Origin of the sequence: Micromonospora sp. WMMD975 (assembly GCF_029581215.1) — a bacterium.
Classification (GTDB): Bacteria; Actinomycetota; Actinomycetes; order Mycobacteriales; family Micromonosporaceae; genus Micromonospora.
In genome coordinates, this window is record NZ_CP120739.1 from 5,985,469 (window position 1) to 5,997,637 (window position 12,169).

General features: G+C 71.8%; 11 protein-coding genes. 8 read left to right on the plus strand and 3 right to left on the minus strand.

Going from position 1 to position 12,169, the window contains the following annotated elements:
• The first annotated feature begins 10 nt into the window (after nucleotides 1-10).
• The 3 genes from O7613_RS26725 to O7613_RS26735 all read left to right on the plus strand — a co-directional run bounded on the left by O7613_RS26725 (nucleotide 11) and on the right by O7613_RS26735 (nucleotide 3,070).
• Nucleotides 11-760: a 2-phosphosulfolactate phosphatase gene (locus tag O7613_RS26725; RefSeq protein WP_282290632.1), complete on the plus strand. Its 750-nt coding sequence runs from the start codon at nucleotides 11-13 to the stop codon at nucleotides 758-760.
• 349 nt (nucleotides 761-1,109) lie between these two features.
• Nucleotides 1,110-2,516: a helix-turn-helix transcriptional regulator gene (locus tag O7613_RS26730; protein ID WP_282290634.1), complete on the plus strand. Its 1,407-nt coding sequence runs from the start codon at nucleotides 1,110-1,112 to the stop codon at nucleotides 2,514-2,516.
• Nucleotides 2,516-3,070 (plus strand): GNAT family N-acetyltransferase, encoded by a 555-nt coding sequence (locus O7613_RS26735; RefSeq protein WP_282290635.1) that lies wholly within the window; start codon nucleotides 2,516-2,518, stop codon nucleotides 3,068-3,070. Before O7613_RS26730 ends, O7613_RS26735 begins: the two co-directional genes overlap by 1 nt.
• 51 nt (nucleotides 3,071-3,121) lie before the next feature.
• On the opposite strand, the gene O7613_RS26740 is transcribed toward O7613_RS26735, so the two are convergent.
• The gene (locus O7613_RS26740) at nucleotides 3,122-5,494 is read right to left on the minus strand and encodes a carboxypeptidase regulatory-like domain-containing protein (protein WP_282294620.1); all 2,373 of its coding nucleotides are present in this window, start codon (nucleotides 5,492-5,494) and stop codon (nucleotides 3,122-3,124) included.
• A 190-nt stretch (nucleotides 5,495-5,684) separates the two neighbouring features.
• Between O7613_RS26740 and O7613_RS26745 the strand changes: the two genes are divergently transcribed.
• The 5 genes from O7613_RS26745 (at nucleotide 5,685) to amcA (ending at nucleotide 10,319) form a co-directional block, all read left to right on the plus strand.
• On the plus strand, nucleotides 5,685-6,008 hold the full coding sequence (locus tag O7613_RS26745) for a sterol carrier family protein (RefSeq protein WP_281590586.1): 324 nt from the start codon (nucleotides 5,685-5,687) through the stop codon (nucleotides 6,006-6,008).
• 168 nt (nucleotides 6,009-6,176) lie between these two features.
• The gene (gene purF, locus O7613_RS26750) at nucleotides 6,177-7,694 is read left to right on the plus strand and encodes an amidophosphoribosyltransferase (protein ID WP_281585629.1); all 1,518 of its coding nucleotides are present in this window, start codon (nucleotides 6,177-6,179) and stop codon (nucleotides 7,692-7,694) included.
• A 55-nt stretch (nucleotides 7,695-7,749) separates the two neighbouring features.
• Entirely contained in the window at nucleotides 7,750-8,904 is a 1,155-nt protein-coding gene (purM, locus tag O7613_RS26755) for a phosphoribosylformylglycinamidine cyclo-ligase (RefSeq protein ID WP_282290636.1), read from the plus strand.
• A gap of 130 nt (nucleotides 8,905-9,034) precedes the next feature.
• Nucleotides 9,035-10,126, plus strand: coding sequence for a cyclophane-forming radical SAM peptide maturase AmcB (amcB, locus tag O7613_RS26760; protein ID WP_282294621.1), 1,092 nt, complete (start codon nucleotides 9,035-9,037; stop codon nucleotides 10,124-10,126).
• Nucleotides 10,107-10,319, plus strand: coding sequence for a multiple cyclophane-containing RiPP AmcA (gene amcA / locus O7613_RS26765; RefSeq protein ID WP_281585627.1), 213 nt, complete (start codon nucleotides 10,107-10,109; stop codon nucleotides 10,317-10,319). Before amcB ends, amcA begins: the two co-directional genes overlap by 20 nt.
• Nucleotides 10,320-10,462: 143 nt before the next feature.
• Here amcA and O7613_RS26770 read toward each other — a convergent pair whose 3' ends face one another.
• Both O7613_RS26770 and O7613_RS26775 read right to left on the minus strand, forming a co-directional pair.
• Nucleotides 10,463-10,678, minus strand: a complete 216-nt coding sequence (locus tag O7613_RS26770; protein WP_107157984.1) for a DUF3073 domain-containing protein — start codon at nucleotides 10,676-10,678, stop codon at nucleotides 10,463-10,465.
• 302 nt (nucleotides 10,679-10,980) lie between these two features.
• The gene (locus O7613_RS26775; RefSeq protein ID WP_282290637.1) at nucleotides 10,981-12,063 is read right to left on the minus strand and encodes a Glu/Leu/Phe/Val dehydrogenase; all 1,083 of its coding nucleotides are present in this window, start codon (nucleotides 12,061-12,063) and stop codon (nucleotides 10,981-10,983) included.
• Nucleotides 12,064-12,169 lie beyond the last annotated feature (106 nt).

Here is a 12,169-nt window from a genome sequence, read left to right on the forward strand (position 1 = left end):
GGTCTTGGCCTTGGCCGTCTTCGCCCAACCCGGGGCCGGCGCCCGGTTCGACTGGGGGTTGACCGGGGCGGCGGAACTCGGCCGGGTCTGCGCCGCCCTGGTGGTGGTGGACGTGCTCTCGTTCACCACCGCCGTGGAGGTGGCGGTGAGCCGTGGCTCACGGGTGCACCCGTTCCCCTGGGGCGATCAGGCCGCGGAATACGCCCGCCGGGTCGGTGCCGTCGCCGCGGTGGGGCGGCGGAAGACGACGCCGGAGCATCCGTGGTCGCTCTCCCCGGCGGCCCTGCGAGCCGCGCCGGTCGCCGCCGACCTGGTGCTGCCGTCGCCGAACGGCTCGGCGATCAGCGCCGCGGCGAGCGCCACCGGCACGCCCGTGGTCGCGGCGTGCCTGCGCAACGCACGCGCCGTCGGGCGATGGCTGCGCAATCAGGGGTACGGCACGAGCGACGCCCCGGTGGGCGTGGTGGCCGCCGGGGAGCGCTGGCCCGACGGGTCGCTGCGTCCCTGTGTGGAGGATCAACTCGGGGCGGCCCTCGTGCTGGACGCGCTGGCCGGGGTGCCCGGTGGGCTCTCGGTGGAGGCGGCCGTGGCGCTTGCCGCGTTGGCCAGCACACCCGACGTCCCGGCGGCGGTCCGGGGTTGCGTTTCCGGCCGGGAACTGGCCGAGGGTGGTTTCGCCTCCGACGTCGAGGTCGCCGTCGAGGTCGGTGTCTCCGCCGTGGTGCCGGTGCTCCGTCAGGGCTACTTCACCGCCGCCTGAGCGCCGCCCGCACCCCAGGTCCGTCCGTTCTGCGGGCAGCATCGTCGATCTTGGACTTGTGGTGCCAGAAAATGTCGGGCTCGGGCCGGTATCGGAGGTGCCACAACCCCAAGATCGGCGTGGACGGGCGACAACGAAAATGCGGGTATGCGCGGAACGCATACCGTGACGCCGTTGAGCGGCTTGAATGGTTAGGCTCGATTTCTGACTTAGCCACTCGCCCGGAGCGAGGTCGCCGGTGACACACGCCAACTGCCCCCGCTGCGGCGGACGCCTGGCTCGCGACAACGACAGTGGACGCTGCGCGCCCTGCCAGGCCGCCGAACGGGACCGGTTGAGCGCCCCGCCGGTGGTGCCGGCGTCCTTCTGGGAGCACGAGCCGGTACGGGCGGCGCTGGCCGGACGGCATCTCGGTCGGGCGATTCGCGCGTATCGGAATCACCCCTACCAGGGGAGGAGCCCACTGCCGCAGAGCGCGGTGGCGGGGTGGCTGGGGATCACGCAGGCGCAGTTGAGCCGGGTGGAGAACGGGCCGCCGATCGTTCACCTGGATCGCCTCATCCACTGGGCGCGGCTGCTCCGGATTCCGTCGCCGTACCTGTGGTTCAGCCTGCCCGACCAGCCACCCGCCATGCAGAGCACGGATGCCGAGCGACCGGACCACGAGCCGGTCGCAACCCTGGAGACAGCCGGGACGGCGAACCCGCCGATCCCGGCGGATGCCGCGACACCGGCATCGGAGCGAGGAGGTGGCACCACGGACCGCCGACAGTTTCACGCCCTGGCCGCACTTGCCGGCATCGCCGCGACGGGCTTCCACGACCTGCTTTCCGGCCCGGTCGACGCACCTCGGAGCGTCGGCATGGAACAGGTACGCTACGCCGGCTCGTTGGTGGAGCAACTCCGCCAGGCCGACGCGGTCGCGGGCGCCGATCAGCTCTACGACATCGCCGTCCGGGTCCATTCACGCCTGTCTTCGTGGGCGACAACGGCCACCTACAGCCGGGAGGTCGGCGACGCCCTGCAGACCGCGCTGGCCGACCTGGCGATAGAGACCGCCTGGCTGGCCATCGACTCCGACCGTCGGCCGCTGGCGCGGCCGTACCTCAACGAGGCGATCACCCGGGCCCGCATCGCCGACGATCCGCGCATGGAGGTCCGCGCCTTCGCTCAGCTCGCGTTGCTCGTTCGGGACGACCACCCCGGCGAGTCGTTGCACAGCGCGGAAGCGGCGGTGCGTGCCTCGGCCGGGTGGGGCACGCCGAGGCTGGCGACCCTGCTCCACCTGCGCACCGCGCGCACGTACGCGGCACTGGGGGATGCGGGCGGCTTCAGCCGGGCGATGACCAAGGCTCGCCGCGAGTTCGAGCGCGGCGCCAGCGAGGACGACATGCCATTCCTCCACTTCGTCACGGCACAGGAGGTCCAGGGCATCGAAGGGCTGTCGTACCTCGCGATGGGCCGGGCTGATCGTGCCGCGGACGCGTTCCGCGCGATCACCGAGAACATCCCACCGGCGTTGCGCCGGAACCGGATCTACTACACGGTTCAGCTCGCCGACGCGCAGTGCCGGCTCGGCGACGTCAACGAGGCCGCGCGTACGGCAATGGACGTCCTGCCCGAGCTGGACCAGGTGAGTTCCGGGCGGGTTTGGCGCCACCTCGCCCAGGTCAGGTCGAGCCTGGGGCAGGCCCAGCGACCGACCGCCACGAGCCGCGGGTTCATCGACGCCTACGACCAGGTGGTGAGCCGGTAGTGGGGGGACTGGACCTGCGTCACCACACCGCGGTCGAGGCGGCTCCGCTCGTCGACGAACTCGTCGCCCTCTACCTCCAGGTGTACGTGGGCGGCGGCGAGTTCCACAGCGAGGACCGTTACCGACGCCAGCTCGCCGCCCACATGTCACGCGACGGATGGAGCCTGGTCACCGCCATGGCCGGCGGGAGACTGGCCGGGTACATCTACGGCTTTCCCCTGCCCGCCGAGACCGGGTGGTGGGCGGGAATCGAACAACCCATTCCGTCCGGGTTCGTCGCGGAGACGGGACGACGTACCTTCGCCATCAGCGAACTGCTCGTGCAACCGCAGTGGCGGCGGCAAGGCGTGGCGCGAGCGCTGCACGACCAACTTCTAAGCCGCCGCGCGGAGGACCGCGCCACCCTTCTGGTGGATCCGGAGAACAGCGTCGCTCGACGCGTCTACGACTCCTGGGGGTGGCGGCACGTCACTCATCTGACTCCGGCCTGGGATGACGCGCCAAGATTCATGGTCCTGATCAGGCAGCCCGTTCACGCCGAACCGGGGACCTGACGACGGTGGCCGCCCCACGTTCGTGGGGCGGCCACCGTCGTGCAGGTGAAGTCAGTCGTCCAGCCAGTCGAGACGCCGTCCGCCCCGGTCGGACTGGCCGTCCGGGCGGGCACGACCGGCCTGGGCCGGGTCGTTGGAATAGCCGGCCTGGTTGTCGTAGCCACCACCGCGCTGCTGCGGCGGCTCCTGGCCGTATCCGCCCTGCGGCGACTGGCCGTAGCCGTCGCCGTAACCGCCACGCTGGTCGTAACCGCCGGACTGCTGACCGCCGTCGTAACCGCCGTAGCCGCCGGCCTGACCGCTGTCGTAACCGCCCTGCTGGCGACCGTCGTAGCCGCCCGCCGGGTTGGCGTCGTAACCGCCGGCCGGCGCGTCACCGTAGCCACCTTGCTGCCGGCCGCCGGCGTAACCGCCACCGGCGTTGTCGTAGCCACCCGCCGGCGCGTTGTCGTAGCCGCCATCCGCTCGGCTGTCGCCGTAGCGCGGGCCGTCGCCGTAGCCGCCCGCCGCCGGGGCGGCGCCGTAGCCGCCGGTCGGGTTGGGGTCGTAGCCGCCGCCTGGCTTGGGGTCGTAGCCGCCGGCCGGAGGGGTGCCGTAGCCGCCGGTCGGGTTGGGGTCGTAGCCGCCGCCCGGAGGGGTGCCGTAGCCGCCGGTCGGGTTGGCGTCGTAGCCGCCGCCCGGAGGGGTGCCGTAGCCACCGCTCGGGTTGGCGTCGTAACCGCCCGTCGGCGCGTCGCCGTAGCCCGCCTGCTGCCGGCCGCCGTCGTAGCCGCCGGGATTGTCGTCGTAACCGCCCGACGCGGCGCCGTAGCCACCGGCCGCGCCGTAGCCGTCGCCCTGCTCCGGGCCCCGACCGTACTGGCCCGGGGTCGGCTGGCCGTAACCCCGGTCCTGCTCCGGCTGGTACGTGCTGGTCGGGTAGGGATCGGCGGCCGGCGCGTACCGGGTGCTGTCACCGGCGTAGCGGCCGGTCGGCTCGTCGAAGCGCTCGTTGCCGTACCCGCCGCCCTGCGCCGGTGCGTAGCCGCCCGCCCCGGCCGCGTACTCCGGGCTGCCGTAGCCGGCGCCGGAGGACGGGCCGGTGCCGTAGCCGCTGCCGGAGGACGGAGCGTTGCCGTAGCCGGCGCCGGAGGCCGGGGCGGTGCCGTAGCCGCTGCCCGAGGAAGGCTCGTCGCCGTAGCCGTAGCCGGCCTGCCCAGCGCCGACGCCGTAGGTGGGGCCGGGCGGCGCGCCGTACGGGTCCGGCGGGACGTCGTCCACGACCGGCCGCTGGAGCATGGTCGGCGCCTCGCTCATCGCGGCGCCGCCGACCATGGTCGGGGTCGGACCGGCGCCCATTCCGTTGACCACCCGGGTCTGGTCGTCCGCACCCCGGTAGGCGCCACGGGCCGCGGGGATCGCGCCGGCCGCGGCGGCCCCGCCCGGGCCATCCGGACCGATCGGCCCGCCCGGCCCGTCGCCGTCGCCGTCCTCGTTCTTGCGGCGCATGTAGAGCAGCACGATGGTGCCCACGCCGACGGCGACGAAGAGGCCGCCGAGCAGGATCAGCAGCCAGGAGCCGAAACCGCCGGAGTCCTCGTTCGAGGTCGGCTCCTGGGCGGCGGCCGTGTCGGAGGCGGGGGCGTCGGTCGCCGCGTCCTCCTCGGTGACCTCCTCGGACGGCTGGGCCGACTCGCTCTCCGACGGGGTCGCGCTCGGGCTCGCCGACGCCTTGACCGCCACGCTGATGCGCAGGCCGGTGACGGACTGGCCGGCAGCGGCGTTGATCGACTTGGTGCCGGGCTCGGCCTGCCCCTTGGAGGCGCCGAGGTCGATCCGCCCCGGCGCGATCGGTTGGGACGCGGAGCCGCTGAAGCTGAAGTTGCCGCTGCCGTTCGTCTCCGTCGAGCGCTGCTTGTTGGCGCTGTCACGCAGCATGACGAGCGCGCCGGAGATCGGCTCGCCCTCGGAGGTGACCACCTTGCCGGAGATCGTCTTGACGGTCTCCGGCTGCTGCGGGGACGGCGGAGCGGCGGCTCGCACCGAGAGCGAGAGCGAAGTGCTGTTCGAATCGCTCGATGTCTCGGCAGTAATCTGAACGCCTGCACCGTTGGCTGCCGGCGCATCCGGCCGTGCCTTCAGGGTGATGGGGATGTTCCGCTGCCCGGCGACCGCTTGCGGAGCGTCACAACCGGCGCTGCACGAGACGCCGGACGGGAGGCCGGCCACTTTGATCGTCACCTGAGCCGGGCCGGGATCAGCCAGCTTTACCCGAACCTGGACCGACCCGTCGCTGCCGGCGTTGATGCTCAACGAACTCGGGCTGAGGCTCACCTCGGGCGGTTCCGCGAGGGCGGGTGTGGCGGGGACGGTGAGCAGGGCGCCGAAGACCAACGCTACGACCACACCGGCCCGATGCTGCCAGGCACGTCGGTGTGTGGACACGTCCACCGCCTTCCGGGTCTGATCTCCCCGCTGGCCGGTCCGGCCGGGTTGATCACTCACGGTACGAATTACGCCGTCGGCAACTATGCCTTGTCTGACCGGATCATCTCTACCCAGGGCCGGCGTCAGGCGGCCTTCTGCCGGGTCGTATCGTCCCGTCGTGTCCTCTCCGCACGCTTATTCCGAGTCGGTGCTCGCCGCAGTGACGGCGCTTGATGAGGGGCGTACGCCCGAACGGCCGGTGTTCCGGGCGGCGGTCCGGACGCTCTTGGCCGCCCTCACGGAGCGCGCTCCCGGCCGATCGGTGGAGGTGCGCGTTCCACCTTACGGCGCGGTGCAGTGCGTGCCCGGGCCGCGACACACCCGTGGCACCCCACCGAACGTGGTGGAGATGGATCCGGCGACCTGGCTGGCGCTCGCCACCGGACGTCTCGGCTGGGCGGACGCGGTCACCGAGGGTCGCGTACGGGTCTCCGGGATCCGGGCCGACCTTTCCGCGTACCTCCCGATTTAGCCGGGCCGACCCGGTCGGACCTGGTGACGTTCGGCGGATGTTTCGTGACTGTCGGTGTCGACATCTGTTCGCGTACACTGGTGCCCGATGACGGTCCCGGCCCACGGTGCGGAGCTGCCCCCCGACTCCGCCAGGCCAGTCCAGACCCCCACCATGAGGGAGCGGCAGGTGCCCCGAGGCGATGGCCGGCTGAGCCACGACCTTGACCCCCAACGACCCGGCCCCCAGGACGCGTGTGGCGTCTTCGGCGTCTGGGCCCCGGGGGAGGAAGTCGCCAATCTGACCTACTTCGGGCTCTACGCCCTCCAGCACCGCGGCCAGGAGGCCGCCGGCATCGCGGTCAGCGACGGCTCCGGCGTCGTGGTCTACAAGGATCTCGGCCTGGTCGCCCAGGTGTTCGACGAGCCGACCCTGGCCAGCCTGCGCGGGCACGTCGCGATCGGGCACGCGCGCTACTCGACCACTGGCGGTTCGACCTGGGAGAACGCCCAGCCGACGATCCGCGCCACGAGTGCCGGCACCACGATCGCGCTGGCCCACAACGGCAACCTGGTCAACACCGCCGACCTGCAACGCGAGGTGTCCGCCCGCGGGCTGGACTCCGACGGGTCGAGCAACGACACGTCGCTCGTCACCATGCTGTTGGCCAGCCGGCCCGACCTGTCGGTCGAGGCGGCGGCGCTCGAGGTGCTGCCGCAGCTGCGCGGCGCGTTCAGCTTCGTCTTCATGGACGAGTCGACGCTCTACGCGGCGCGTGACCCGCACGGCGTACGCCCGCTCGTGCTCGGCCGGCTGGAGCGTGGCTGGGTGGTGGCGAGCGAGACCGCGGCGCTCGACATCGTCGGCGCGAGCGTGGTCCGCGAGGTCGAGCCGGGTGAGCTGATCGCCGTCGACGAGGACGGCCTGCGCTCCAGCCGGTTCGCCGCCCCGGAGCCCAAGGGCTGCCTCTTCGAATACGTCTACATCGCCCGGCCGGACGCCACCATCGCCGGCCGTAACGTGCATGCCGCCCGGGTGCAGATCGGCCGCCAGCTCGCCAAGGAGCACCCGGTCGAGGCCGACCTGGTGATCCCGGTGCCGGAGTCCGGCACGCCGGCGGCGATCGGCTACGCCGAGGAGTCCGGCATCACCTACGGCCAGGGCCTGATGAAGAACCCGTACGTCGGGCGCACCTTCATCCAGCCCTCACAGACGCTGCGCGCGCTCGGCGTCCGGCTCAAGCTGAACCCGCTGCGGCAGAACGTCCGCGGCAAGCGGCTGGTGGTGGTGGACGACTCGATCGTCCGGGGCACCACCCAGCGGGCCATCGTCCGGCTGCTGCGCGAGGCGGGCGCGCTGGAGGTCCACGTCCGGATCTCGTCGCCGCCGGTGAGCTGGCCCTGTTTCTACGGCATCGACTTCGCCACCCGGGCGGAACTGCTGGCCAACGGGCTGGACAACGAGGGCATCCGGCGGTCGATCGGCGCCGACACGCTTGGTTACGTATCGCTGCCCGGTCTCATCGCGGCGACCGAGCAGCCGAAGACCCGACTCTGCCGGGCGTGCTTCGATGGGGAGTACCCGATCGAACTGCCGGCCGGGAACCTGATCGGCAAGCACGTGCTCGAGGGCGTCAGCCGCCGGATCGTCGCCGAGGCGGCCGAGTCCACGAACCCTCTCGTCGCCACACCGACCCACCACCCGTAGCACCACCGACGCGGGTCCGGCGCCTCGGCCCCGCGGGACCACAAAGGGGAGAACCGTGACGCACGTGTCCGAGCGCAGCGGCGCAGGATCCAGCCCGTCGGGTGCCGGCGGCGACCGCCAGCCCTGGTCGGCGGGCTCCAGCCGCACGCAGCGCAAACGCTCGGTCTCGTACGCCGATGCCGGGGTGTCGATCGAGGCGGGCGACCGCGCGGTCGAGCTGCTCAAGACCAAGGTCAAGGAGACCCGCCGCCCGGAGGTCCTGGGTGACCTGGGTGGCTTCGCCGGCCTGTTCCGGCTGGACACCAAGAAATACAAGAATCCGATCCTGGCGTCCTCCACCGACGGTGTGGGCACCAAGCTGGTGATCGCCCAGCAGCTCGACATCCACGACACGGTCGGCATCGACCTGGTCGCCATGGTGGTCGACGACCTGGTCGCCTGCGGGGCCGAGCCGCTGTTCCTGCTCGACTACATCGCCACCGGCGAGGTCGTGCCGGACAAGGTCGCCGAGATCGGCGCCGGCATCGCCGACGGCTGCCGGTACGCCGGTTGCGCGCTGCTCGGCGGCGAGACCGCCGAGCACCCCGGCGTGCTGCGCCCGGACGAGTACGACATCTCCGCCACCGGCGTCGGCGTGGTGGAGGAGAGCGAGATCCTCCGCCCGGAGCGGGTCGAGGTGGGCGACGTGGTGATCGCCATGCGCTCCTCCGGCCTGCACTCCAACGGCTACTCCCTGGTGCGGCACGTGCTGCTGGGCGCCGGCCGGATGCGGCTGGACGTGGTGATCGAGGACTTCGGCCGCCAGCGCACGCTGGGCGAGGAGCTGCTCACCCCGACCAAGATCTACGCGAAGGACTGCCTCAAGCTGATCGCCGAGGCCGAGGTGCGGGCGCTGGCCCACGTGACCGGCGGTGGCATCCCGGGCAACCTGGTCCGGGTCCTGCCCGAGCACGTCGACGCGGTGGTCAACCGTTCCACCTGGAAGCCCCAGCCGATCTTCGACCTGATCCAGACGAAGGGCCGGATCGAGGACCCGGAGATGGAGGCGACCTTCAACATGGGCGTGGGCATGTTCGCCATCGTCTCGGCCGAGGACGCCGACCGCGCGCTTGCCACCCTGACCGGCCGCGGCGTCGACGCCTGGCAGGCGGGGGAGATCATCGAGGGCTCCGGCAACGTCCAGATGGTCGGCCAGCACACCCGCGGGTGATCACCTTCTGTTGATCATCCGCGCACCTGATCGGGGGTTCACCCGGATGGCCGCCGCGGCCTAGCCTGAAGGTTCGGTTTTTCACAGGTACGCGGGGGAGGGGTCGATGGCTGCGCGCACCTCGGAGGGGATGCGGGGCATCGCCGCCGTCCCCTCGTACGTGGTGATGCAGCCGACCACGCTGTGCAACCTCGACTGCGCCTACTGCTACCTGCCGTTGCGCGCGGCGGACCGGCGGATGCCGGTGGCGGTCGCCGAGGCGGTGGCGGCGTCGGTGAACCCCTGGGCGGCCGAGGGTCGATGCTCGGTGGTCTGGCACGGCGGTGAGCCACTCGCGGCGGGCCGGGAGCATCTAGCCGCCCTGCTGGCCCCGTTCGGGCCGGAGGTGGAGCACCACGTGCAGACGAACGCCACGCTGATCGACGACGCCTGGTGCGCGTTCTTCGTCGAGCACCGGGTGCGGGTCAGCGTGAGCGTGGACGGCCCGCGGGCGCGCAACGCCGAGCGGGTCACCCGGGGCGGCCGGCCGGCGTACGACCGGATCGTGGCCGGGGTGGCGGCGCTGCGCCGGCACGGGCTGCCGTTCTCGGCGCTGGCGGTGGTCTCCCGGCCGGAGCCGGGGCTGGCGACGGAGCTGTACGACTACTTCCTCGACCTGGGCTGCGAGGTGCTCGGCGTCAACATCGAGGAGACCGAGGGGGTGAACACCCGCTCGAACGCGCGGGACGCGGGCGCGGTGACCGGGTTCTGGGCCGAGCTGGTGACCGCCTGGCGTCGGGATCCCCGGATCCACCTGCGGGAGGTGGAGTGGTCGCTGCGGTACGCCGGCGCGGTGCTGACCGGCGCCGCCGACGACCTGCTGCCCCGCCGGCTCGACCCGATCCCGACGGTCGCGTACGACGGTTCGGTGGTGGTGCTCTCGCCCGAGCTGGCCGGCTTCACCGACGCCCGCTACGGCGACTTCGGCAGCGGGAACGTGCTTGCCACGCCGCTGGGCGAGATCCTCGCCGACGCCGGCCGGACGCCGTGGGTGGACGAGTTCCTCACCGGGGTGGAGGCGTGCCGGGCGACCTGCGCGTATTTCGGTTTCTGCGGGGGCGGCCACGCCGCCAACCGCTACTTCGAACAGGGGCGGTTCGACGGTACGGAGACCGAGCACTGCCGGAACAGCAAGATCCGCCTATTGGAGGGAGTGTTGGAGCATGCCCGAGATCACCAGTGACACTGACCGGGACGCGGTCGCCGACCGGGTGCGGGATGCCGCCGCGGGGTTGACCGCGCTGCTCCACGAGGCCGAGGCGGCACGCCTGCTGCGGGCGGAGGTGTCGGGCGGGGACGGCGCCAACGCGGTGTGCGCGTGGAACCACTTCGAGAACATCCCGACGTTCTACAACTGGAACAATCGCCCGCGTTGAGGTGCCGGTTCCGCGATCAGGGACCTGTCGGCGCGGGGAGGCATCCCGGTGCGGCAGGTCCCTGATCGTCGGTCGTACGTCGGCGCCGGCTGAGCACATGCGTGAGCACGCGGGGGCTGCCGCGTGCTCAGTGTGACCGGAGGTCAGCGGGTCGGACGGGCCCAGGGGTCCGGGTCGTCGTCCGCGTGGTCCTCGTCATCGTCGTCGACATACTCTTTGTAGTCGTCGTCGAAGTTGTGCTCAGACTTACCACTACCCGCCAGTTCGCGCTGCAAGGCGGTTAGGTCGGTGTTCGGGGAGTGGTACTTCAACTCCCGGGCCACCTTTGTCTGCTTGGCCTTAGCACGGCCGCGCCCCATGGCTCGACCCCCTCGCACAGAATGCGGGGCAGCCCGAAGGCGGGCCCCGATGACGTCAGGCATCTCTCGTGGCTCTTACGGTACATGGGGATGCCACCGTTCGGCACCTCGGGTCACCGTCGACCGGCCCTGCGCGTCGCAGTGTTCCGACCGTCACAAAGTGTACCCGGTAAGGAGTGCTTGCCGGGGTCGGCCGTGACAGCGGGCAAATCGGCACGAAGTTACCTACGTCCAGCCTAACGCCCTGGTCGGCCGCAGGGCGGCCCCGGGGCGGAGCCGGTGGGTCCGCCCCCGGGAGCCGTTCACCGCAGGTGAATGCTGCGCAGCCGGCCGACCTCGGCCATCCGCCGCTCGGCGAGCCGGTCCGCGGCGACCGCCGGTGGGACACCCTCGTCGTCGGCGAGTCGCAGGATCTCGCGGGTGGTGTCGAAGATCCGGGTGGCGCGCAGCTTGGCCCGCTCGAAGTTGAAGCCCTCGATCTCGTCGGCGACCTGGATCACGCCACCGGCGTTCACCACGTAGTCCGGAGCGTAGAGGATGCCCCGGTCGGCGAGGATCTTCTCGATGCCGGGGTGGGCGAGCTGGTTGTTCGCCGCGCCGGCGACCACCTTGGCCCGCAGCACCGGCACGGTCTCGTCGTCGAGCGCGCCGCCGAGCGCGCACGGGGCGTACACGTCGATGTCGGACGCGACGAGCGCCGCGGTGTCGTCGACCAGGGTGACCTGCGGGTGGGTGGTGCGGGCCCACTCCCGGGCGCGGCTGCTGACGTCGGTCGCGACCACCTCGGCGCCGTCGTCCAGCAGGTGCCCGGTCAGATATTTGCCGACCTTGCCCAGGCCCGCCACACCGACCCGCCGGCCGGCGAGCGTCGGGCTGCCCCAGATGTGCTCGGCAGCGGCCCGCATGCCCTGGTAGACGCCCCAGGCGGTGAGGATCGAGGAGTCGCCGGCGCCGCCGTGCTCCACGCTGCGGCCGGTCACGAAGCGGGTCTCGCGGGCGATCACGTCCATGTCCGGGACGTAGGTGCCGACGTCGCAGGCGGTGTAGTAGCGGCCGTTGAGCGACTCCACGAAGCGGCCGTACGCGCGCAGCAGGGCCTCGCTCTTGAGCTGCTCCGGGTCGCCCCAGATGACCGCCTTGCCACCGCCGAGGTCGAGGCCGGCCAGGGCGTTCTTGTACGCCATGCCCCGCGAGAGGTCCAGCACGTCGGCGAGGGCGTCGGCCTCGCTGGCGTACGGGTAGAACCGGGTGCCACCGAGCGCGGGGCCCAGCGCGGTGGAGTAGATCCCGATGATCGCCTTCAGGCCGGACTGCTTGTCCTGGCAGAACACGACTTGTTCGTGACCTGTGGATGCGGGGTCGTCGGTGCTGGCAAATACGCCCATGGCTGACTCCTGTGTCGGTGTGCGACCTTGTGGGCCGCGGACCTGGGTGGCGCGGCCGGCGGGATGACGCCGGTGTCGTTGAGCCTAATATCGGCCGGAACCGTAC

What these genes read in the sequence shown, in the direction of transcription:
- amcB (WP_282294621.1), top strand. Translation starts at nt 9,035, where the DNA reads ATGCGGGGCATCGCCGCCGTCCCCTCGTACGTGGTGATGCAGCCGACC.
- amcA (WP_281585627.1), top strand. Translation starts at nt 10,107, where the DNA reads ATGCCCGAGATCACCAGTGACACTGACCGGGACGCGGTCGCCGACCGG.
- O7613_RS26770 (WP_107157984.1), bottom strand. Translation starts at nt 10,678, where the DNA reads ATGGGGCGCGGCCGTGCTAAGGCCAAGCAGACAAAGGTGGCCCGGGAG.
- O7613_RS26775 (WP_282290637.1), bottom strand. Translation starts at nt 12,063, where the DNA reads ATGGGCGTATTTGCCAGCACCGACGACCCCGCATCCACAGGTCACGAA.